This window comes from Emticicia fontis (genome assembly GCF_054779675.1).
In genome coordinates this window covers 778,259-799,443 of sequence record NZ_BAAGXU010000037.1, presented here as the reverse complement: position 1 = coordinate 799,443, position 21,185 = coordinate 778,259, and the positions used below count along the sequence as shown (strand labels likewise).

The following is a 21,185-nucleotide window of genomic DNA, read 5'->3' as shown; positions in this document are numbered from 1 at the left end:
GTCTGGCAAAAGTACTAATTTTACCTATGGATTTATTGAAAAAGAAAATGATACTACCCCTAGAAAAACAGCAAACCCTGGACGCTATCGTTAACGACTTAAAAGTTTTACCCCATGTAAAGGCCATTGTATTAGGTGGCTCGTATGCTACAGGCAGGGCAACCGACGAGTCGGATCTGGATGTGGGGATTTATTATGCCGGCAATGCTCCGTTTTCGGTAGACGCGGTAAAAGAAATAGCTTTGAGATATGCGATAGACGGCAATCCGACCGTAACTGGTTTTTATGAATGGGGGCCCTGGGTAAATGGTGGGGCATGGATTAATACTGCCTGTGGCAAGGTTGATTTCCTTTATAAAAATATTGACCAGATACAGGAGACCATTGAAAAAGCACAGCAGGGCATCTGGGAGAACCATTATGAACAGCAACCGCCTTATGGCTTTGCATCGGTCTATTTTCTGGCTGAGACAGAGGTATGCATTCCATTATACGACCCTCAGGGTATCATCAGCCAACTGAAAGAACAGATAAGGATATATCCGCCAAAACTGAAACAGGCGGTTATTCAGCAATCTTTATGGTCGACAGAGTTTACGATTATGCATGTGATGGGATATGTCGAAAAGCATGATATATATAATCTGGCAGGAAGCCTGGCCAGAGCCATGAAAAACCTGACAATGGCGCTCTTTGCTATCAACGAAACTTATCCGATTAGTGATAAGCGTGCCATTGATATACTGGAAGAAGCGGCGAAGATACCGGAAGATCTGCGCGGGAGAATTGAGGATATTCTTTGCATTGATAAGACCCATCTGGCTAATCATCTGGTGCTACTGCAATTGCTTTTTGCTGAGGTAGTAGAATTGGCAGAGGGAGCTTATGCGCCTGTTTATGTTTTGAAGAAGTAGAAGTTCAGCACTCTTGCCTAGGAATAGTATCTTATTTGGTGGAATATAAAAATTGCGAGATTCTCGCAAAATCTCGCAATTTTTATACTAGCACTTTTACGCATAATCCGCCTTTGAATTGGGATGCACACAGGCAGACCAATAATCCATGATGAGTTTGATGTCTCGTTTGGTGGCTTCGAAATCGTGGTTTTTCTGGAAGAACCCTTGTACCGTCAGCCGGGTATAGGCTTCTCTTACATAATCCATATTAGCGGTGGTGGTGTAGAAGATAAACGGGATGCTCTTTTCGCGGAGGCGATCGCTGGCGTCTATTTCCCGTTTCAGCTCTATACCGCTCTGGCGGGGTAAGTTAATATCGCAGAGGATAATGAAAAGCTGGTCATCGGTAGACAAAATAAACTTCTTGGCATCGTTGCAGTTATCAAACCAGACCAGGGGGTTCTTGATTTCCAGTTCTTCAAATACTTCTTCCAGAAAATTCTTATCATCAATATCGTCTTCTATCAGCAGAATGGGTCTCGTTATCATATTCATGTTTTAAAGGTATACAATAGCACTATCCTAAAAAAGGTTTACAAAGCAAAAGTATTTTCCTGACAAATTGAGCGACCAGTATATACAATTTTTCGTTTTGCTATCAACTTTCAGTTACACAACCTCATTGCCGCTGTTTTTGTTTTAAAATATCTTTAAACTTGCGCAATGCCCATTTAACAAACAACCTGTCGTCAGACAGGGTGTTTATTGAAACTTCTCTCTTAAAAAACTGTGTTCGTTGAAGAAGAACAGATTCCTGTTTGGAGGGAAGAAGTATCGGTAATCAACGGTTAATATCTTTTCAATCAGTTTCTTTAAGCCATCAAATTCGGCAGGTTTAATCAGAAACAGGTTAGCCCCCGCCTTGAAAGCCTTATTGACTTCCTCTTGTGAGTCGGTGGTGGTCATGATGATACAAGGTACGTTCTGTAGATGCGCTTTGCTTCTGATTCGGGTCAGGCACTCGATGCCGTTCATGCGTGGCATATTCAAATCCAGAAAAATAATATCGGGAACTTCGTCGCCGGGCTTTTCTATGGTTTTTATCAATTCTTTTCCGTCATTAACCGTTATCAAATTAATGTTGGTCAGAATCGTGGTAAGTGCATCGGTAAAAAAGAATAAATCATCTTCGTCGTCCTCAGCCAGTAAAATATTGACGGGTGATGTTTTATTAAACAACATTTAATAAACGTTTAAGGGCTTAAGGTTTTAATTATTTAAAGATACACCTTAATCAGATATATTGATTTATACAGGCATATTATTTAATTTTTAAAAAGGCATTTGTTTAATCATCCTGAATTAATGAGGGCATACGATTAGCAAAAGCGTCTTGGTCTGCGGTAGTTAAAGGGCCATGCTTATATTTTTCATTTGGCAAGTTACAAAATCACCATTGGCTGATATTAATGTATACAAACTGTGCCTCGGCTATGTGTTTGAACCATCGCCCGGAATGTAAAATGCTTTATCTATGAAATACGTATTAACCGACAATTACAACCCTATCAAAGTTCTGCTGGCAGAAGACGATGAAGACGACCAGTTCTTCTTCTCTGATGCGCTTTCAGAATTGCCTTTCCCGACAGAACTTACTATTGTGAGCAATGGAAAAGCTGCCGTTGAAAAACTACATGAGGCAGTGAGCAAACCTGATATTATTTTCCTGGATCTGAATATGCCCAAGATGAATGGCAAAGAATGCCTGAAGCAGATTCGAACCAATAAATCATATAAATCTATTCCGTGTATTATTCTGAGCACTTCGTCTGCGCATGCCGAAATTGAAGAGACTTATTATGCAGGTGCTAACCTGTATGTGTTGAAACCTAACGAGGGATCGAATTTGTTGAAGTTGGTTAATAAAGTATTGAAACAGGATTGGAAAGAGAATTTCACGCCTAAAAAAGAGTTGTATTTCTTGTCGGAAAGAAATCTTCAAAGAGCCTGATTACTTACCCTAAGTGGCATTAGGGTGTCGGCAAATCGCCCAATAGTCCAGAATGATTTTTATATGATTCTTGATTTCCTCAAAGTCATATTGCTTCTTAAAAAATCCCTGAACCGTTAATTGCGTATAGGCTTCATTGACCAGTTTCTGACTGTCGGAAGTAGAATAAAAAAGAAAGGGGATACTCTTTTTCCGCAATTCGGGGTTTTCGTCTATCTGCCTTTTAAATTCAATCCCATTCTGAAACGGCAGGTTAATATCACACAAAATAACAAAGGGTTGTTCAGTAGTGGTTGTCAGGTATTGCCAGGCTGAAGGGCCATTTTTAAACCAGAGCACTTCGTAAGGGAGTTTTAATTCTACCAATACTTCATGAAGAATATCTTTATCGTCGGCATCATCTTCTATTAACAAAACAGGGCGGGTTTTCATAGCAATGTAGCTTTATTTCTACTATAACTATCATCAGGCCAAATAGTTTATAAATCTCATAAACTCACGCCTGTCAACTGTTCGCATATCTTAAGTAATTTATCCTGCATGGCCGCATTATCGGCTTCCGGCATATAACGGGCTTGTCTTTTATGGTGGAAATAGCGGCCGCTAACACAGGCTTCTGCTTCATTGCTCACTGCCAGCCATGTCTGTGTCTGAAAACCTTTTTCCAGACTATCAGGTGCCCCTGCTCCACCCATTCTGGTTGGCACCCAGCCCGGATTAACCGCATTGGCATATACCTCTGTCCATTTACGGGCCACTGCCATCGACAGCATTACCTCATGCAGCTTGGTATCTGAATAGCTGATATAACCCACCTTTGCCTGAAGGTTTGCCGGCAGATTATCCAAGCCCGGATTACCTTGTAAGTGCATACCGGAACTCATATAGATGAGTCTTTCAGGTTTGTGCATCATACAGGTCAGAATATATGGAGCCAGACTATTGACTGTGAAAATCAACGGCAAGCCCTCTGCACCGACACTATTATTAGGTACGCGATAAACCCCTGCATTATGAATGACGGCATCGAAAGTGCCCAGCGTATTTGCCTGGGCGGCTAGTTCTTTGGTTTCTTTCATACTTGACAGGTCGGCTATTAATACTTCTTCTGCCTCTGGCACTTGTGCCAGCGTGTGTTTCGCCCGTTCTGCATTGCGTGCATGTAAAACTACCCGATGCCCTTCTTTGATTAACTGTTTTGCTGCTAACTGCCCCAGCCCATCGGCTGAGCCTGTAATGAATATTCTGGCCATGTAATTGCTATTTTTCTTTAGTACCACCGGGGTTCTACTTATTTCATCTTCAAGAACAGTTCTTTCATGGTTTCTGTATCCAGCGCATTCATTTCTACCAATTTCAATGATTTTACCATCGATAAGGTACTTGTTTTATAATGCTGGAAGTGGGGAGATTTGATATGAGCTTCATAAGCCTCACGACTGGCATAGATTTCCAGTAGCCGGATTTGTGTCGGGTTTTCTTTCTGAGACATCGGAAAAATACATAAAACACCCGGTTCTATTTTTACAGAGGCGGCCGCTTCTTCTTTCAGAATTGCCTTATATTCAACGAGTTTATCAGGGTATATCTCGATTTCTGCTATCCGCACCATCATGTCTTTTTGCTGAGCAACAGCGGTGTAGTATGAATGAGCCATAGCGAGTGTCAGAATAGAAAGAAGGATTTTTTTATAGGTCATAATAGGGAGATTAAATATTTGAGAGATTAGACCTATCCAGTCTCAATCTCATATTTAGTATTATGAACGTTGGATCGGCAATTAAAATATTTGCCAATCCAACATTCATAATGAATCACTCAATTCCTTATAGCGTTGCCATATCAATCACAAAGCGATAACGAACGTCACCTTTTAGCATACGGTCATAGGCTGTGTGAATGTCTTTGATATTGATCAGTTCAATGTCTGAAACGATGCCCTTTTCAGCGCAGAAATCAAGCATTTCCTGCGTTTCGGCAATACCACCGATACTTGACCCTGCCAGACTTTTACGGCCAGCCAACAAACTAAAGGCACTGACAGATGCAGGTGTCGGAGGTGCACCTACACAAATATGTGTGCCGTTTACTTTTAATAAAGAAAGGTATAGCTGATAATCATGCTCGGCCGATACAGTATCCAGAATAAAGTCAAAACTACCCTTTACCTTAGCCAGTTGCTCAGGGTCTTTGGTTACTACAAAATGATGTGCACCCAATTCTCTGGCATCGGCTTCTTTGCTTGGCGAAGTACTTAGAACGGTTACGTCTGCCCCAAGAGCCACACCAAATTTTACACCCATGTGTCCTAGTCCACCTAATCCTAATACGGCCAGTTTATGCCCCGCTCCTACTTTCCAGTGGCGCAAAGGCGAATAAGTAGTGATTCCGGCACAAAGCAATGGCGCAGTTGCTGCTAAGTCCAAATTTTCTGCAATATGGAGAACGAAGTCTTCATGCACTACGATGGTATTAGAATAGCCACCATAAGTAGGTGTTTTTTTGTCTTGTTCGGTGCCATTGTAAGTCCAGCTATTGCCGTTTAAGCAATATTGTTCCAGACCCGCCTGACAAGAATCGCAAGTACGACACGAGTCTACCATACAGCCTGTTCCGGCTAAATCGCCTACCTTAAATTTTTTGACATGGTTTCCTACTGCCACTACCCTACCGACAATCTCATGTCCCGGAACCATCGGGAAAATACCCGGCCCCCAATCGTCTTTGATCTGGTGGAGATCTGAATGGCAGACACCACAGTAGAGAATATCAAACTGCACATCGTGTGGCCCGACCTCACGACGTTGAAACTCCCAGGGAGCTAAATCTGAAGCATTTGTTTGTGCTGCATAGCCTTTTGTAGCTATCATACTGAGTCGTGTTTTTTATGTTGAAATTAATCATGAGTAAACGAACTACTCTGATACAACCACAAAAGTATTAGTGCAAAATCAAAGACGTTATAGCAAAATCAAAGAAGATTTTATGAAAATCACATTTTTCAGAAAATAGTATTGATTATGGCCCATTTAGAACTAATCCTACTTAATTGGGCGTTATTTTATTAAAGACAGCTATTAATAAACAGAAAGTGTATGGCTTAGCCCGTTTACTCTCTGATACGATAAAAAGATTTTCTCTCCTGACTATGAAAACACGCCGTGAAGCTACACCTATAACCATGGTGTATGATTTGCCTACGATAATACCACCGGGTACTACTCCGGTAAACCGATTGTATTACGAAGACTGGAATATTAAAATTGTAGACCGTGAGCAAAGTGGCTGTGATAATTACCTCTCACCCAATCGCCGTGACTTTTATAAAATCATGCTCATGACTAGCGGAACAGGAGTAAAAACGATGGGAAAACATCAGTATCTCATCGACGACCAGACTATTCTGTTTCTGCATCCGAACGAAATTGTCTGCTGGCGCAATGCCAATCCAACTTTGGGAGGTGGTATTTTCTGTCTGTTCAAAAGGCGTTTTTTAGAGCAGCACCCCTCATTAAAGTTTGTCATTGACCGCTATAAATTCTTTACTGAGAAGAAAATCCTCCGACTTTCAGAACAATCAACAGCCGCTATTCATGGCTTACTTTCACAAATGAGAACAGAAGCCGCTTCTGGTGGAGAACTGGCCGAAGAAGCGATGCAGGCGTATCTTCAACTCCTGATGATTGAGAGTCTGAAAGGGAATGATTATGCTCCTACCGGAGAAGTGACGAATGATTATAGCCACGTGCATGATTTCTTTGAATTGCTGGAAAAAGAAACCAATCTGGCAAACCCGGATAATCCTATCCGGATACGCACAGCACAGGAATATGCCGAAAGATTGAATCTGAATCCGAACTACCTGAATGGATTGGTAAAGAAGCATACGGGGCAACCCATCAGTACCCTTATCAAAAACCGTTTGCTGGAAGAAAGTAAAGCCCTGCTGATACAAACCAACTGGACATTGCTGGAAATCAGCCAGATTATCGGCTTTGCTGACCAGCCTAATTTCAGCCAGTTTTTCAAGAAATACGTAGGCTTAACGCCTAATGAATTCAGGCGTTCGCCACTTTCAGTTGCTTTTGATGATTAGGATACCGTGCCACGGCCGTTTATGGACGAGGTTAGCCGTGACACGGTGGGCATAGGCACAGTAGGTATACACCTTGCCTATCAATCCATCCAGTGGCTGATGAACATATCTCCCCACATATCTGTAGAAGTTAAGGTACTTGTGCCTATGTGAACAGTATCGGCAAAGTTTCCGACATAGAAAAAGTGTTTGTCTGTGCCGAAAGCAAAGTCTTTTAAAATACCTCCATTGAATTGTCTGTACACAAATGTGCCATTACCCAAGTATTTGTTAATGGTGTGTTGGAAACCTTGCGGCTGTGTTTGTGTGCCCGCAATATTGTACCAGGTATATATTTCGTCCGACGAATTAATTCTGAAATCTAAGGCATCTTCAATCACCTTTGCCCATGTAATATTGCCATTATCAGCATTATATTTTATCAGAAAATTACTCGGACTTTTTGATGGATTCAGTACAAGATTCGGGTAAAAAGTCAATGAATTACTAGTAGCCGCTCCTAATACGACAGGTTGATTGGCTGCAGAGATTTCAATCTTCATCCCACTATCAATTCCGATACCTCCGCCATTACGAAGCCAGAGAAACGAACCATCCGTTCCATATTTTACTATATAGAAATCTTCGGCATCCACTGCATTGACAGGTGTAGTATCAAAATTGGCATTCCCTGAAAAACTGCCTGTTACATATACATCTCCGGCGTTATCAACGGCAATGGCATTGGCTTTATCCGTACCTGTGCCACCTGCACTCTTTACCCACGCGAGGGCTCCATCGTTATTATATTTCCCGATAAGAATATCTTCATCACCTAATGAATTTAAATTAGTCGCATCAAAAGAGACAGCCCCTGTAAAATGTCCGGCAAAATAGCATTCGCCCGTTTTTGATACTTTACTAAGCCAGGCATTCTTCGTAGATTTAAGCCATAAAGTCGTGCCATCATTGGCTAGTTTCATTACAAAGCCCTCATATCCGAGAGGGGCTGTCAGTGAAAAAGAGTCAATATTTAAATTAGTCGAAAATCTGCCTGTTACATATACATTCTTGTTGTTATCCAGGTAGATGTTTTCGGCATATCGATAAGAACCCATCTGTCCTGATCCATTTTTCCGCCAGAGTAAATTACCATTGGCATCTAATTTCAGGACGGCCATATTACTATATCTGAAACTGGTATTGCATAAAGCATAAACCTGAGAGTTCTCATCAACTACAATGTCGCCATAAATATTTGACTGGTAAGAGAGATCGGTATATTGCCAGATCAAATTACCATTGGGCGAGAACTTGACTATATATCCATACAATACTTCACCATTCCCGACACTACCGGTCATATACACATTATTCTGCGAATCGACAGTTAATGAAATGGCGCTTTCTAGCCCATTGTTGTAGATGGTTTTCTTCCAGGCAAAGCCTACTGCACCATTATCAGTCTGAGAGGTACACAGCCATTTGTTGCCATCATAATATTTCAGACATTTAAAGGTACTATCAAAAGCCATCATGCCTGCCTGAGGATTGGGAATAGCCAGTATCTGGTCGTAAGAAAGTTTAGGTACACTCACTGAACCGGTGCTACCCGCTGTGATAGTAGTTGATTGCGCCATTGCGCCCAAACTTATACAGAAGCAAAACAGAAGCAGATATTTAGTCATTGCGTTGAATATGAGTTGTTGGTTAATCATCACTTGTTTGACTTGACCAAAGGTAGAGGCATCTGCTTTAAATCCATTACCGAACCTTATTCTATGGTTAAATTGTGATTTTAAGGTAAAAATCACGTAAAGTTTCATGATTCTCAAAGGCATTATATGTTACTGATCCTCTTGTAATTCAGGCAATGTTTTCTTAAATTGCATGCTCATTCAGACGACTAAAAAAGACAAAGCCTGGTGCTTTCAGCAAACATTCAGTAATTACGTGAACGCCTATATACATTCCGAAATATCCGTCAGAAACCGGGGCGGTAAGATTGAAGACTACCTTCCTATCCACGATTTCATCGACTCAACCAAAGAACTTTGTAGTGATAACCGGCATCGCATTCTGCACACCATGTGGGGCATTAAACGTGTAGTGATCCCCGTATTCGGACAGTATTTCAAGAACTCCGACGGCAAAGTTGTAAATGTAAAAGACCTGTGTGAACAAGACCATGTGCTACCGGATTATCGGTTCAGGTTTATTCCTACCCTCAGCGACTTTGTTTCGGCTATCGATAATGACCCCAATGATCTGGAGATAATCAAGCAGTTTTATGAGGATTATAAGGATGATAAAGAACTGGCCGAACTATTGCTCTCGCCACTGAATAATACAGGCCAAATCAAATCTTTACTCATTACCCACAATAGCTGGTTTATTAATGAGATGGTGCCGAAGATATTTCCCAGAAAAATGCTGCTGCAATCTTTTTCAATCGCTCCTTCTACCTTTTTCAACCGCATGAATTTTGAGATGTGGATGGATAACGGTGCGGATTATCCGGCAAGCGCAAAGAAAACAAGTAAACTTTTTGATAACTAACACACCCAACAATCATTAACATGGCTCCAAAGTATAGTTTACACAAAATGGGTTTTATGTACACAGATGAATGGTATGTTCCAATAGGGCTTGCCTCGTCGGTTGGTCTCTACGAAACGTATGAAGAAGCGCAGAAAGCTTTGGTAAAAGCTGATGTTACTTCTCTCAAAAATATGGGGAGTTACGATTTCCTCAGAGACCTGACAGATTTTTATGAGGATAGATATGCTGAAACACAACAAAAAGTAATCAACTATTTCGAATCAATGGGTTGGTTTGATAATTACAAAAAAGCCGTTTATGGTGATGATGCTTCAATGTTTTACTGGGAGGCATCGTTGCCATGGGGAGCATCTCATGACGAGATAGCTAAAATTCTGGAGATTATCGGCGCAAGTTTTCATAAAATACTGGAATATAAAAACCTTAAAGAGGATGTGTATATAAAGATGAACTATGAGTTCTGGGGTAAAAAAGTCTTTGAAAAATTAAAAGCAGAAAAGATACTTGAGTCAAGAACACCATATATCAACGGAACTGCGTATAAAGGGTTTTATCTGATTAATAACCCACCCGAGGGTAGAAAAACGGCAAGATTTCCATCAATTGATGAGGCACATAACTTTGCACTTACTGTTTTTTTAGAATGTCTGCATGAATTTCCGGAAAATAATTTTCTTGGCAAAACCGCCATGGGAGAATGGTCTGACGCACATACGATATTGATGATTTTTTTAGAAAACTGCAAAACTATTGCATTCAATGTTGGAACCATCACACCTGAAAACAAGAAAACGATATTAGCCAAATTGAAGAAAGTCAAATCTTTGCAAGCACTTAAAGAAGGAGATGAATATTATGAAATAGAATTCCCTACTATCGACAAAGCTAAGCCAGAAGAAATCCTCGGACTAATTAATTTATTGAAAGTAAAGCCTTTTGAAATTTATAAGGTGATTTCGGAAATTGATGGACAAAAAGTGGCAAACTATTTTTCGGATGGAGGTACTTTTTAGATAGTCCGATGATACAATCAGCTATTACCTTTCTTATAGATTCCCGAAACATCCCTCCTGTTTTATGAGTTATAGCAGTATCACACAAAACTTTTATAACAATGAAACAGACAGGAAAAGAAGAGTTCATCAAAGAACAAGTCGAAAAACATAATGAGGGTATCAATACAAATACCCGGAAAGCCGTAGAAGATGCCGTCAATGATACACCTAATCCGCCGGACTCAAATACCACACAGAATGCGGTAATCGGTGCAGTGGTAGGCACCATTGTAGCGGGGCCATTGGGTCTGGTTATCGGGGGTGCAATCGGCTCAACCATCGAAAGTGATGAGAAAAAGGAATATGACGAAGTCTATGAAGAGACTAAAGAGGCCTTAAAAAAGAACAAATAATCCACTGTGGCACGGCTATCCTCGTCCGAGAACGGCCGTGCCACGGTTAAGCACTCAGAGGTTTTTCTCTTATCAAATCTATCCTTTAATTCCTGGTATCACAACCCCAGCTTATCCATCATCGGCTTTTCATATTCCCCATCCTCCGCTGGATAACGAAGAACCTTTTCAAATTTGCCCGATTGTTTGGCTAATGCCCATATCAGACTTTCTCCTGCCGGAATATTAGTAGGAACCTGCGCATATATTTGGTCCTGAAAAGCCTTGTCGGCGTCAACAACTTCCCAGCCATTGGCTTTGAAATGCTTAATCAAATCATCAAGAAAAAGGGCTGCGGCCAGATTATGGTGCAAGAGTATCACATGATTGATACGTCGGCCAGCTATTTGATAAGCCAGTGAATCATAAAAAGTAGCTCTATCAAACAAGTGACTTTTATAAAACTCTCTGAAACCCGATACATCAGCCTTTGGGTTTTCTTTTAATCGTTTTACCAGTCGGCCTGCGATATACCAATCAGAGGCATCAATGCTTACATAGCCGTTTTTATAGCCTTTCTCTTGCATAAATGCCCTGAATCCATCCACTTTCTCTTTCGTATTTCCCTCTTTTAAGTACGGGAATCTGAAATATTTATAATAGTTTGAGTAATGCTTAATGATAGAATCATTCTTCATCAATTCAGCCTCAAACGCTGCTAGTGTTGTTTTTGGGCTATTAAAATTAGGATGCGTAAAGGTATGATTCGCAATCTTATGCCCTGCATCATTCCACGATGATAACACATATTTGCCCATCGGTGTAGACTTATTGGCGCCTGACGAAAACAGAATCGCTTTGAGCTGATGTTTTTTCAGATGTCCCAGCAACATTTCATTCCATACTTTCAGTGGATAACCACCCGCAGCGTCAGTCTGTCCATCATCAAAAGTAAAAGCAATGGTAGGTTTTTCATTTTGTGGGCTAACAATCCTTGTATTATGCTGATTGTTAAAATTGCTCTTGTAACTAAAAGTCAGTAGAGAAATGGCTACTGAAACCAGAAAAACGGCAAGCCTAGTCATAAATTTTGTTGGGTTGATTTTTTATCAGGCAAAAGTATAGGGATATAAATTCAGATAGCTCATAAACGCCTTATTATTTTATTGTGCTGCTGTATTGCATATCCCTTTCAGCTATTAGTATCGGGTAAAATCCCAAAATCTACATAACTTCCCATTCTGGCATTTTATTTCTGATACGCAATCCCATACACCCAGAAAGAAGTAGTGACAGGGGCACTCGTCTTACCATAATAATCAGTAGCTATCTGCTGAAGTTTAATTAACTGATTGTTGGCGGTATCTATCGCTTAAGCCAGAATATCTGCGCCTTCACATCAGGTATCACTTCTCGCGTAATTACTCTGATAGTCTGCAAGCCGTTGGTACTATCATCCATAAAGGTTGAGTCCACGTCACCAACCTTTACCGAAACGGGCACACTTTTAGCCTCCGAAATTATCTGCTGAAAAGTATAGCCCACCGCTCTTTTATACAGGCTTCTGGCTACCTGCATATCAGCCATTAATTTCGCTTTTCTCACAGGTTTCATCCATTTTTTGAGGGTAGTATCAGATACCCCGAAAAACTGCGTAAGGGTCTCATTGGTTGCGCCTAAGAGGCAATAATGATAGGCTTGCTGGTTGTAGTCAGCTATATGCTCAGTAATACCTCTGCCAATAGCCTTAGGTTTGCAGCTCTTTTTTTGACTGGGCGTCTCCTTCTCTTCGTTCATAGCAATAGTGTTTATGTGGATTAATGTTCAATACCTAGCATTTCCTAAATTTCCGACTTAAGCTTGGGTTTTCAAAGTATTCGGAAAGGTTTATGCTAAAATCATACTGTTGTGGCTAGAGCGGTGCTTTGGGGGGAAGGTTGGCTTAAAAGCAGAGTATATGAAATAATATCGCTACGGCATACCATCTAAAAAAAACACCCCATCCTAACCCTTCCGTGCGGCGTCCGCCCCAACAATGGAGAAGGGCTAAAAGTCCCTCTCTCCATTGTTGGGGAGCGGCCGCCGCTGCGGAGGGATTTAGGGTGTGGGGTTGCGATTAGCCAAACGGTGCGCCGTAGGGATGTTATCTCATATACTTTGCTTTAAAAAAAAACCTCCTTCAAAAAACCGAAACCGCCGGTTATACAGTTTTTAATTCAGTAATTTATTTTATTTATATTATTTATATATACTCACAGTGCTCTCATAGGTGCTCTGCAAGTGCTTTGATATATGCCCTCCTATGTGCTCTCATATATGCTCTGCAAGTGCTCTGCTATGTGCCCTCTCAAATTTTGATAGGGCAATTGTTGTTTATGAAGAATTGAGCTAGCCCAAATAACTCATTTTCAATTGATTCTCTAAACCCTGTTTTTCTTCGAAAGTCTGGCTATGCTAACCGTGCCACCCCCTTTCTAGTGCGAGTATAGGGGTGACACGGTGGGCTTTCTTATCTACGCAGTGGGCTATTTCACAAAAGTTTTATCCAGCCATTTTACACATTCTTCCCAGCTTTCGGTCGGGATTCTGGCATGATACATATCTTTCAATACGATAAATTCTTTTTGATTGCCCGGAATACGGTCATACATTTCTCTGGCTTTTTCAACCGTAAACAACTCGTCTTTATCGCCAATACCGACCATAATCGGAATATGCATATCCTGCTTGATTTTCAGGTCTTTTACAGGTATCATGGTAGTAAACCGAAGCGTATACCGATAATTATACAAAGGGTCTTTAGAAACCACCATGCCCTCACGATAATACTCAACCGCCTGATGTGAGGGGCGAAGGATGGAACTGGCAATAATTTTGGCTTTCTGAAAAGTGGAGAGCGCAACTACTTCGGCCTCTTTTCGTCTTTCATAAGCCGCAGAAAGTAGAATCAGCCCTGTGAGCTCATCCGGCACTGCATTGGCAAGCGTGATAGCCGATACCACACCCAGGCTATGCCCCAACACAACCACTCTCGGAAACCCTAAGCCTTTGATATACTTCACGGCTTCCACCAGATCAGCCGTAAACCGCTCTTTGCCGGGACTATCCGCCCGGTTTCCATCTGATAAACCATGCCCGCGATAATCCAGCCCAAAGGTGGTAAAACCGCCTGCGGCTATGGTTTTTCCGGCATTATCATACGCGCCGCTATAAGCCGTAATGCCATGAAAAATCAATACAGCAATATCTGTTTTAGCTGCCACAAGGCTATCCGGGTCCCATCTTCTGATAAACAGCGTTTCGCCGTCGGTAGTAGTCAATAGTTCGTGCGGTTCGGCGTAGTTTTCTCTTTGTTTGGCCGCTTCTTCGGGAGTAATGCCTACATGATGGGTTCTTGATTCGTCGGGAAGAAAAGCCAGTATCAATCCAATTGTCAGGAGGCCAATTATCAGAAATAGCAGAATATACATAGTCCTTTTCAATATTTTTTTCATTAACAGATGTGCTTAGGTTATGTACAAAAATAAATGAAATAATTGCTGTTTTACAAGTAACACAGCAATTTTTAGCAATAAAGCGCATACAATAGCTGAATGAAACAAACTTTCTGCAATCAAAATCTCCCTCAAAGCATCTTTGCCAATGTGCCCAGTTCTTTTAATTTGAATTTCAATTGATTAGACCACGGCAAACCAATGCAAAGCCGCATACAATTTTCAAACTGGTTCTGAAGCGTAAACATCCTGCCGGGAGCAATGCTGATGTGGTGTTTGATGGCCATGTCGTAGAGTTCGGTGGTATTGATGTGCTTATCAAACTCTACCCATAAAGCCACGCCTCCTTGCGGGCGACTTGTCTTGGTTCCTTCAGGGAAATACTCGGCTATGGCATTGACATAGTTTTGGTAATTGTCTTGCAAAGTACGCCGAAGCTGCCGCAGATGGTTTTCATACCTGCCTGATTTCAGAAAATTGGCTACTGCTTCCTGATTGATGGAGGCAGAAGAAATAGAATGTACGAGCTTTAGCTTCAATATCTGCTCTTTATACTTGCCCGGAGCCACCCACCCTACCCGATAGCCAGGTGCGAGGGTCTTGGAGGCCGAGCTACACCACAACACATTGCCGGTGGTGTCGAAAGCCTTGCAGCATTTGGGGCGGTGAGGGCCAAAATAAAGGTCGCCATAGATATCGTCTTCAATGAGCGGAATCTGGTGCCTGTCCAGCAGTTCTACTACAGCTTTTTTGTTTTCTTCGGGCATACAACTACCCAACGGCGTATTGAAATTGGGCACCAGCAGGCAAATATCTATTTTATCGACCAGTTTTTTCAATGCTTCTATCTCTATTCCGGTGGTAGGATGCGTGGGTAGTTCAAGAACTTTTAAGCCCAGGCTACGCGCCAATTGCAAAGTCCCCGAAAAACACGGGCTTTCCAGCGCCAGCGTATCTCCCGGTTTGCCAAGCGCCATCAGGCAGAAGGCTAAGGCGTTCATGCCGCCGCTGGTAGTAATTAAATCATCTTCATGCAGATTGCCTCCCCAGCCTAAAGAACGAACGGCAATCATCCGGCGTAGTTTGGTGTTGCCCTGCAATAATTCATATTCGGCGCCACCGCTTTTGAGTATACGTGAAGCCAGTATCAGTTCTTTTTTCAGTTTGGCTGCCGGCAACAAAGCCCCTGAAGGAACTCCAATCGAGAATAGGGCGAGGTCTTCCCGACCCATATTGGCATATACCCGACTGATGAGCTCTTCCGGCTCGTTTTCATGCGCTGTCACCGAAGGGCGGCTTACGGCAGGAAGCGGAAATTTGAAATAGGGCAAGGCACTCACAAAATACCCCGATTGCGGCTTCGATTCAATCAATGATTGAGACTCCAGTTCCAGAAATACCCGCTTGGCGGTATTCATGCTGATGCCGTGCGACTGGCACAAAGTTCGTACAGAAGGCAGGCGGTCTCCGGCCTTTAAAATCCGGCTTCTGATTTGAGAGGCAATGCCATTGGCGATTTCGTTATACAGAAAATCTTTATTCATGTGGCAAATATAACTGTATCCATCAAAATACACAAAACTGGTACTGTATTCATTAAAGGCATTGCTATAATTTTGCAAAAAAAAAGAAAATTATGACTCACGTAAGTACAACCAAACTCACAGCAAACACCACCAGCGGCTGGATTAACGGATTGATAGGCGTAATCATTTTCAGCGGCTCAATGCCTGCCACCAGAATAGCCGTGCAATATATGTCTCCGGTATTTTTAACAGCGGCACGGGCAACTATTGCCGGAGTATTGGCACTGGCTCTGCTGCTCTATTTTAAAGAAAAACGCCCTGACCGCCAACAAATGGTATCTTTAGGCATTGTAGCTTTTGGCGTTGTTCTGGGCTTCCCGATGCTTTCGGCTATGGCTTTGCAATATGTTACTTCGGCACATTCTCTTGTTTTTATGGGAATGCTGCCGCTTTCAACGGCTACTTTTGGGGTTCTGCGTGGTGGTGATAGACCTCATCCGGTATTCTGGGTTTTCTCGGTTATCGGTAGTTTACTGGTAATCGGCTATGCCGTAGCACAAGGCGTTTCTACTTCACCCATAGGCAATGCTTTGATGCTATTGGCCATCGTTGTGTGTGGACTAGGGTATGCCGAAGGGGCTAGACTCTCAAAAACGATGGGTGGCTGGCAGGTAATCTCATGGGCATTGGTACTCTCATTGCCAGTGATGATACCACTCGTGCTTTGGCTGCATCCGTCGCCAGCGGCACAGGTGAGTCAGGCGGCCTGGTTTGGCTTAGGTTATGTTTCTGTATTCAGTATGCTCATTGGCTTCATATTCTGGTATCGCGGGCTTGCTCAGGGGGGCATCTCCAGTGTAGGGCAACTACAATTGCTCCAACCATTTTTCGGATTAATGCTGGCCTCAACACTTTTGCATGAAGTGGTAAGTATGAGTATGGTAGGCGTAATTGTAGGTGTGATTTTGTGTGTGGTAATTACAAAGAGATTTGGGAGGTGATAGTTGTAAACCATTGTAGGGGTTCAAAATTTTGAACCCCTACCGAATACCGAATACCGAATACCGAATACCGAATACCGAATACCGAATACCGAATACCGAATACCAAACACAATTCAAATCTCATTCCGAAAACCCCGGAAATATTTTCTGCGCGCTCACGTCATCTTCTGCGCTGTAAGTGTTAACAATCGGGCTTGGGCCATTGGCAAATTTTTTAACGATTGCGCAAAATAAATGAGCCTATACGCAGCCTATTTGCGTAGATTTTCTCAGTTTAAAAAATATCTTACTATTGCTGATACGGGAAACAAACTCTGATAGGGGATATTTATTCAATCGATTATTTCTATAAGAATAAATAATATCGTAGACTTGGGAAAACTTCCATTTGCCACTAAAAAGTTTGGCTGAAGCCAATATAGATGTTTTTTTCTTGTTACCCCAGCTAAAGCTGGGGGCTATTGATTCAATTGCCGCCAGCTTTAGCTGGTGGTTACTAAATTGCTAGAATCCAATTTGGCTTTAGCCAAACTTTACAAAGCCTTTAGAAAGTTATTTTCAATTGATCAGCTTTGGCTATATTTGCATACTGCTGCTTCGCCAGCTATTTCAATAAACAATCCTAACAAAAAAACAACTGCAACTATGGGGCTATTTGACTTTTTCAAAAGTAAAAAAAACAATAATTCTGATAAGACCGAACCTATCCAGAAATCACAGGCTGACAACCAACCTGTCCAACAATCACAGGCCGACGAAGAAAGATTTGAGAAAGAAATTCATTCTTTTTTTCCGAGATACTTATCTGCCTCAAGTGCTGAAATCAATTTATTCGAATTTCAACCGCTTTCGAAAACTTTCTCAGAGCAATTTAAGGTATGGCAGACGGTTCAGTCATTGGCCGACAGACGTGGAATCATTTATACCATATTCGACCAGCTCATAGGCCCCCGTTTAAAGCTGTGGCAAATAATGGAGCGCTTTGTAGATGACCGGAAAGCAGAACACGCCAAGAAGCTTGGCGATACTGAACATACAGAAGAAGATTTAAAAAGTGCCGATTACTGGGCATCTCTGGCAAAAACCAATTTTGTTCTGGCAAACTATTCAGAAGCAGAAGCCAATGCACTGAAAGCCTTGCAGATAGACGCTAATCATAAGAGAGCAAAAATTAACTTAGCCGATATTTATCATTTCAGAAATAAAGCCAAAGAAGCGCACGACATCTATAATGAAATTGTGAGGGAATATAAGCCGAAGGATGGGCCGAGTTTACATATGTATGAAATCTGGGGCTACAATGGCATCCTGAATTCACCGATTTATGCGGCTTCCTGGTTAAAAGAGGACAAAACCGCAACCGAGGAAAACTGGGATTGGGCAGGAGAAGAATTTTATTATAGCCCACATTTCCGGTCGCAACACGCCTATCATTTAATTGAAAAACAGGATTATTTAAAAGGCTTTGTAAAACTTTTAAACATCACCATGGAAATGCCCTGGTTCAGAGAAGCCGTATTGAATACTTATGACTTAATAGACCAGCTAAATTTTGGCGAAGTGATGAAGAACGAGAAAGTCAGGCTAAAATCAATCATCGACCGCAACAACTGGACAAGAGATCATTTACATCCGCTATAAAACAAAGGAATGAATAACTGTTTTGTGAAATAAGATTTTATCGGTGACTAAAAATTTATGAAATACAGAATCTACCTATTATTATCGTTTTTCTTTTTGAAACTAACGGGTGCGCTAGCCGCCTCAGATACCCTGCGTACTGATAAATCCTATTTACTGACTTCTATTTACTCGGGTGTGAGTTTTGGGAAAAATCAGGATACGTATGGGTATGGGGGTAGATTTGCAGGGGGTGTTGACATTTACTATTACAAGAACAGAACCTTTGGCGGTTTAGAAATCTATAAAACAAGTTTCAAAGACCATGACAAGCCTGACTTTAAAGTGGGCCACTGGATTAAGACCAAAGCGGTGCAGAAAGTCAATGTTTTTTCGGCTAATATCGGTCGGCAATTAGGTGTCAGACAAAACATGAGTATTTCGGGCGGATTAGGTCTTTTGCAATATAAATATCCGATACTCAAATATCACGATACTTTTTTCAGTACATTTTATACGATTGACCGCTACCGTATCAAAAGCGCCTTATGCTTAAACTCTTCATTCAAAATCTATTCTGATTTTCAAAAACCCCGTCTATTCGGTCTGATTAGCGCTTATGCCAGCAAACCTATCAGTTTTGTATCAATCGCCGTGGGTATGGAATTAAAACTAGAGAATGAACACTACCGTTGAAGCGCTTTTTATTGGCCCGACACGATGCAGCCAATAATGCCGCAGACGCAACCTACCACAAAACCCGACAGGATTGGTACAATGCGCATGAGCTTCTGAAACAAGGCGTGACTGACTTTACTCATGTGGCTACCACTCAGGCTGGGCATTATATTCATCGGGAGGAGCCGACGCTCTTTTTAAATCAATTAAAGGGTTTATTGGGGAAGTTGCCGTAGTCTGGTGCGGCAGTTTCTATTTATTGGCAGAAGTCGTTAGACAAGCAATTTAATCTCTATGAAAGATTGCTGAGTTTATCCGTGACACGCCCTTATTCGGACGAATATAGGCCTGCCACGGAGATCTTTGTATTATAATTTCGTAATCTTCAAGTCCTTAAAATAACCAATTGTGCCAATATCAACCCATAAACCAATCGAACCATGCGTGGTTTTGCCCAGCAATTTATCTACCACAAAGGTCGAATATGGCGCATTGTTGATATACATATACGCTTTCTGGCCTTTTACTTCAATACGCATCGTAATCCACTCATTGATATCTACGGGTGCAGTGGTTTCGTATCTGCCGCTTGCTTCTTTGCGTAATCGGTCAAACTTATACTCAGGATAGGCATAATACTGAACTGTTTTGTTTCTAAACAATTGATTATCAGAGCGCCCGACTTTGGGTCTCAGATAAATGGATTCGAACGCCGTATCATTCTCATTAATTCTGAACGCAAGCCCGATGAACCCCTGTGCCGACTGAAAAGGCGATGGGTTCTGAATCTGGCTCAACATCTTCACTTCAATAATTCCGTCCTCAAAGTCAAGGTTGAGTAATCGGGCATAAGTCGGCTCGTCAACCGTTGCACCCAATCGGTTTACATCAAAAGGCAGGGCATTCAAATCCCGCTCTATTTTCATCACTTTTTCACCGTTCAGTTCTGTCATAGAACCCGTCACGTTTTTCAATTCAAACTTTTGCCCTTGCAGTGTTAATCCTTGCGCCAATGAGGCAAAGGCGCAAAGATTCAGCCATAATATGATACTATAACACTTTTTCATGTATCTCATTTTTTGAAAGTCTTATATCTTCGCTTCGGCTTCCTCAACTGTTACCGTCTTACCCAAAGCCCCGAACTCATGTAAATCACCAAATACCTCAATGCGGATAGATTGGTCTAAACCACCCACACGCACGGCAGCAAAGCCATTGGCCTGTATCAGGTTTTCTACGGCTTGGTTGATAGTGGTATCGTCAGAAGCATAAAACAATACCTGTTTGGGTTCTTGATTGGCGGCATTGGCCAATGAAGCAGCACCTAATGTTCCTAAAGCTTTAGCCAGTTTTGCACCCTGTGGCAACAGAGAAGCATTGATTTGTCCGGCCGATTCATCAGCACCGATGATTTTATCAAAACCACCTTTCTCGTTAGGTGCAATCGGATTAGATGGGTCGATGATGATTTTGCCCTGAAGCAATGCCTCATATTGATAGAAAACATCTTTGATAGCCGCAAACCAAACGGCTAATACAATGACATCCGCCTCTTTAATAGCGTCGCTGATACTCAATGGTTTCACCAGATTGTCTGATTGTGCCGCAAAACTCTGGGCTTTATCAATATTTCTATCGGCTACAATTACGGGCTGATTATTGTTTACCAGATTTCTGGCTACTATCTGTCCGATATTTCCAAGGCCGATAACGGCTATTTTTTGATTACTTATTGTTTGCATCGTCTTCATTATTTTGTGTTAATTTGATGATGCAAAATTAGCGGGAGCAAGGCATTCGCACCCTTAACCTATCTTAAGAAATAGGCTTAAGGTAGATTAAGGGTAAATGAGGTTTATTGAATTGGGCACGTAGCTTTACCCTATTGAGTATCCAGCCCTGAAATAGATTTCTATGAATCTATTTCAGGGA

Annotated in this window: 23 protein-coding genes; 10 read left to right on the top strand and 13 right to left on the bottom strand. The window is 41.8% G+C overall.

Features of this window, described 5'->3' with window-relative positions; all coding sequences use genetic code 11:
* The first annotated feature begins 47 nt into the window (after positions 1 to 47).
* Positions 48 to 914, top strand: a complete 867-nt coding sequence (locus ACYVFA_RS19330; RefSeq protein ID WP_460473498.1) for a nucleotidyltransferase domain-containing protein — start codon at positions 48 to 50, stop codon at positions 912 to 914.
* Positions 915 to 1,010: 96 nt separating this feature from the next.
* Here the strand turns inward: ACYVFA_RS19330 and ACYVFA_RS19325 are convergent, their stop codons facing one another.
* Positions 1,011 to 1,445: a response regulator gene (locus tag ACYVFA_RS19325; protein WP_460473497.1), complete on the bottom strand. Its 435-nt coding sequence runs from the start codon at positions 1,443 to 1,445 to the stop codon at positions 1,011 to 1,013.
* Positions 1,446 to 1,658: 213 nt separating this feature from the next.
* Complete coding sequence (locus ACYVFA_RS19320) at positions 1,659 to 2,138, bottom strand: response regulator (RefSeq protein ID WP_460473496.1); 480 nt, start codon at positions 2,136 to 2,138, stop codon at positions 1,659 to 1,661.
* A gap of 292 nt (positions 2,139 to 2,430) precedes the next feature.
* On the opposite strand from ACYVFA_RS19320, the gene ACYVFA_RS19315 reads away from it, so the two are divergent.
* Positions 2,431 to 2,907 (top strand): response regulator, encoded by a 477-nt coding sequence (locus tag ACYVFA_RS19315; protein WP_460473495.1) that lies wholly within the window; start codon positions 2,431 to 2,433, stop codon positions 2,905 to 2,907.
* Positions 2,908 to 2,916: 9 nt separating this feature from the next.
* Here the strand turns inward: ACYVFA_RS19315 and ACYVFA_RS19310 are convergent, their stop codons facing one another.
* The 4 genes from ACYVFA_RS19310 to ACYVFA_RS19295 form a co-directional block, all read right to left on the bottom strand.
* Complete coding sequence (locus tag ACYVFA_RS19310) at positions 2,917 to 3,339, bottom strand: response regulator (protein ID WP_460473494.1); 423 nt, start codon at positions 3,337 to 3,339, stop codon at positions 2,917 to 2,919.
* A 56-nt stretch (positions 3,340 to 3,395) separates the two neighbouring features.
* On the bottom strand, positions 3,396 to 4,160 hold the full coding sequence (locus ACYVFA_RS19305; protein WP_460473493.1) for a Rossmann-fold NAD(P)-binding domain-containing protein: 765 nt from the start codon (positions 4,158 to 4,160) through the stop codon (positions 3,396 to 3,398).
* A 38-nt stretch (positions 4,161 to 4,198) separates the two neighbouring features.
* Positions 4,199 to 4,606 carry a putative quinol monooxygenase gene (locus ACYVFA_RS19300; protein ID WP_460473492.1) on the bottom strand — a complete coding sequence of 136 codons (408 nt, stop codon included), beginning with the start codon at positions 4,604 to 4,606 and terminating at the stop codon, positions 4,199 to 4,201.
* A 127-nt stretch (positions 4,607 to 4,733) separates the two neighbouring features.
* The gene (locus ACYVFA_RS19295; RefSeq protein ID WP_460473491.1) at positions 4,734 to 5,777 is read right to left on the bottom strand and encodes an NAD(P)-dependent alcohol dehydrogenase; all 1,044 of its coding nucleotides are present in this window, start codon (positions 5,775 to 5,777) and stop codon (positions 4,734 to 4,736) included.
* Positions 5,778 to 6,055: 278 nt separating this feature from the next.
* Here ACYVFA_RS19295 and ACYVFA_RS19290 point away from each other — a divergent pair, with 278 nt between their 5' ends.
* Positions 6,056 to 7,003 carry an AraC family transcriptional regulator gene (locus ACYVFA_RS19290; protein ID WP_460473490.1) on the top strand — a complete coding sequence of 316 codons (948 nt, stop codon included), beginning with the start codon at positions 6,056 to 6,058 and terminating at the stop codon, positions 7,001 to 7,003.
* Between the two features lie 80 nt (positions 7,004 to 7,083).
* Here the strand turns inward: ACYVFA_RS19290 and ACYVFA_RS19285 are convergent, their stop codons facing one another.
* The gene (locus ACYVFA_RS19285) at positions 7,084 to 8,808 is read right to left on the bottom strand and encodes an SBBP repeat-containing protein (protein WP_460473489.1); all 1,725 of its coding nucleotides are present in this window, start codon (positions 8,806 to 8,808) and stop codon (positions 7,084 to 7,086) included.
* Positions 8,809 to 8,872: 64 nt separating this feature from the next.
* On the opposite strand from ACYVFA_RS19285, the gene ACYVFA_RS19280 reads away from it, so the two are divergent.
* The 3 genes from ACYVFA_RS19280 (at position 8,873) to ACYVFA_RS19270 (ending at position 10,952) form a co-directional block, all read left to right on the top strand.
* Entirely contained in the window at positions 8,873 to 9,541 is a 669-nt protein-coding gene (locus ACYVFA_RS19280) for a DUF6915 family protein (protein WP_460473488.1), read from the top strand.
* A 20-nt stretch (positions 9,542 to 9,561) separates the two neighbouring features.
* On the top strand, positions 9,562 to 10,557 hold the full coding sequence (locus tag ACYVFA_RS19275; RefSeq protein WP_460473487.1) for a hypothetical protein: 996 nt from the start codon (positions 9,562 to 9,564) through the stop codon (positions 10,555 to 10,557).
* A gap of 101 nt (positions 10,558 to 10,658) precedes the next feature.
* On the top strand, positions 10,659 to 10,952 hold the full coding sequence (locus ACYVFA_RS19270; protein ID WP_460473486.1) for a hypothetical protein: 294 nt from the start codon (positions 10,659 to 10,661) through the stop codon (positions 10,950 to 10,952).
* A 98-nt stretch (positions 10,953 to 11,050) separates the two neighbouring features.
* Here the strand turns inward: ACYVFA_RS19270 and ACYVFA_RS19265 are convergent, their stop codons facing one another.
* From ACYVFA_RS19265 to ACYVFA_RS19250, 4 genes are all read right to left on the bottom strand, one after another.
* Entirely contained in the window at positions 11,051 to 12,016 is a 966-nt protein-coding gene (locus ACYVFA_RS19265) for a polysaccharide deacetylase family protein (protein WP_460473485.1), read from the bottom strand.
* A gap of 280 nt (positions 12,017 to 12,296) precedes the next feature.
* Complete coding sequence (locus ACYVFA_RS19260; RefSeq protein WP_460473484.1) at positions 12,297 to 12,728, bottom strand: hypothetical protein; 432 nt, start codon at positions 12,726 to 12,728, stop codon at positions 12,297 to 12,299.
* Between the two features lie 728 nt (positions 12,729 to 13,456).
* A complete protein-coding gene (locus ACYVFA_RS19255) occupies positions 13,457 to 14,425 on the bottom strand; it encodes an alpha/beta hydrolase (protein WP_460473483.1) in 969 nt (322 codons plus the stop codon).
* A gap of 131 nt (positions 14,426 to 14,556) precedes the next feature.
* The gene (locus ACYVFA_RS19250) at positions 14,557 to 15,969 is read right to left on the bottom strand and encodes an aminotransferase-like domain-containing protein (RefSeq protein WP_460473482.1); all 1,413 of its coding nucleotides are present in this window, start codon (positions 15,967 to 15,969) and stop codon (positions 14,557 to 14,559) included.
* A gap of 92 nt (positions 15,970 to 16,061) precedes the next feature.
* On the opposite strand from ACYVFA_RS19250, the gene ACYVFA_RS19245 reads away from it, so the two are divergent.
* From ACYVFA_RS19245 to ACYVFA_RS19230, 4 genes are all read left to right on the top strand, one after another.
* Positions 16,062 to 16,952, top strand: coding sequence for a DMT family transporter (locus ACYVFA_RS19245; RefSeq protein WP_460473481.1), 891 nt, complete (start codon positions 16,062 to 16,064; stop codon positions 16,950 to 16,952).
* Between the two features lie 648 nt (positions 16,953 to 17,600).
* Entirely contained in the window at positions 17,601 to 18,596 is a 996-nt protein-coding gene (locus tag ACYVFA_RS19240; RefSeq protein WP_460473480.1) for a tetratricopeptide repeat protein, read from the top strand.
* A 57-nt stretch (positions 18,597 to 18,653) separates the two neighbouring features.
* Entirely contained in the window at positions 18,654 to 19,271 is a 618-nt protein-coding gene (locus ACYVFA_RS19235) for a hypothetical protein (RefSeq protein ID WP_460473479.1), read from the top strand.
* A complete protein-coding gene (locus tag ACYVFA_RS19230) occupies positions 19,268 to 19,489 on the top strand; it encodes a hypothetical protein (protein ID WP_460473478.1) in 222 nt (73 codons plus the stop codon). The genes ACYVFA_RS19235 and ACYVFA_RS19230 overlap by 4 nt, the downstream gene beginning before the upstream one ends.
* Positions 19,490 to 19,621: 132 nt before the next feature.
* Here the strand turns inward: ACYVFA_RS19230 and ACYVFA_RS19225 are convergent, their stop codons facing one another.
* Entirely contained in the window at positions 19,622 to 20,320 is a 699-nt protein-coding gene (locus tag ACYVFA_RS19225) for a hypothetical protein (protein WP_460473477.1), read from the bottom strand.
* A 21-nt stretch (positions 20,321 to 20,341) separates the two neighbouring features.
* Complete coding sequence (locus ACYVFA_RS19220; RefSeq protein WP_460473476.1) at positions 20,342 to 20,995, bottom strand: NADPH-dependent F420 reductase; 654 nt, start codon at positions 20,993 to 20,995, stop codon at positions 20,342 to 20,344.
* Positions 20,996 to 21,185: the final 190 nt, after the last annotated feature.

Coding starts and splice junctions, on each gene's coding strand:
- ACYVFA_RS19330 (WP_460473498.1), top strand. CDS start 48: ATGATACTACCCCTAGAAAAACAGCAAACCCTGGACGCTATCGTTAAC.
- ACYVFA_RS19325 (WP_460473497.1), bottom strand. CDS start 1,445: ATGATAACGAGACCCATTCTGCTGATAGAAGACGATATTGATGATAAG.
- ACYVFA_RS19320 (WP_460473496.1), bottom strand. CDS start 2,138: ATGTTGTTTAATAAAACATCACCCGTCAATATTTTACTGGCTGAGGAC.
- ACYVFA_RS19315 (WP_460473495.1), top strand. CDS start 2,431: ATGAAATACGTATTAACCGACAATTACAACCCTATCAAAGTTCTGCTG.
- ACYVFA_RS19310 (WP_460473494.1), bottom strand. CDS start 3,339: ATGAAAACCCGCCCTGTTTTGTTAATAGAAGATGATGCCGACGATAAA.
- ACYVFA_RS19305 (WP_460473493.1), bottom strand. CDS start 4,160: ATGGCCAGAATATTCATTACAGGCTCAGCCGATGGGCTGGGGCAGTTA.
- ACYVFA_RS19300 (WP_460473492.1), bottom strand. CDS start 4,606: ATGACCTATAAAAAAATCCTTCTTTCTATTCTGACACTCGCTATGGCT.
- ACYVFA_RS19295 (WP_460473491.1), bottom strand. CDS start 5,777: ATGATAGCTACAAAAGGCTATGCAGCACAAACAAATGCTTCAGATTTA.
- ACYVFA_RS19290 (WP_460473490.1), top strand. CDS start 6,056: ATGAAAACACGCCGTGAAGCTACACCTATAACCATGGTGTATGATTTG.
- ACYVFA_RS19285 (WP_460473489.1), bottom strand. CDS start 8,808: ATGAAACTTTACGTGATTTTTACCTTAAAATCACAATTTAACCATAGA.
- ACYVFA_RS19280 (WP_460473488.1), top strand. CDS start 8,873: ATGCTCATTCAGACGACTAAAAAAGACAAAGCCTGGTGCTTTCAGCAA.
- ACYVFA_RS19275 (WP_460473487.1), top strand. CDS start 9,562: ATGGCTCCAAAGTATAGTTTACACAAAATGGGTTTTATGTACACAGAT.
- ACYVFA_RS19270 (WP_460473486.1), top strand. CDS start 10,659: ATGAAACAGACAGGAAAAGAAGAGTTCATCAAAGAACAAGTCGAAAAA.
- ACYVFA_RS19265 (WP_460473485.1), bottom strand. CDS start 12,016: ATGACTAGGCTTGCCGTTTTTCTGGTTTCAGTAGCCATTTCTCTACTG.
- ACYVFA_RS19260 (WP_460473484.1), bottom strand. CDS start 12,728: ATGAACGAAGAGAAGGAGACGCCCAGTCAAAAAAAGAGCTGCAAACCT.
- ACYVFA_RS19255 (WP_460473483.1), bottom strand. CDS start 14,425: ATGAAAAAAATATTGAAAAGGACTATGTATATTCTGCTATTTCTGATA.
- ACYVFA_RS19250 (WP_460473482.1), bottom strand. CDS start 15,969: ATGAATAAAGATTTTCTGTATAACGAAATCGCCAATGGCATTGCCTCT.
- ACYVFA_RS19245 (WP_460473481.1), top strand. CDS start 16,062: ATGACTCACGTAAGTACAACCAAACTCACAGCAAACACCACCAGCGGC.
- ACYVFA_RS19240 (WP_460473480.1), top strand. CDS start 17,601: ATGGGGCTATTTGACTTTTTCAAAAGTAAAAAAAACAATAATTCTGAT.
- ACYVFA_RS19235 (WP_460473479.1), top strand. CDS start 18,654: ATGAAATACAGAATCTACCTATTATTATCGTTTTTCTTTTTGAAACTA.
- ACYVFA_RS19225 (WP_460473477.1), bottom strand. CDS start 20,320: ATGAAAAAGTGTTATAGTATCATATTATGGCTGAATCTTTGCGCCTTT.
- ACYVFA_RS19220 (WP_460473476.1), bottom strand. CDS start 20,995: ATGCAAACAATAAGTAATCAAAAAATAGCCGTTATCGGCCTTGGAAAT.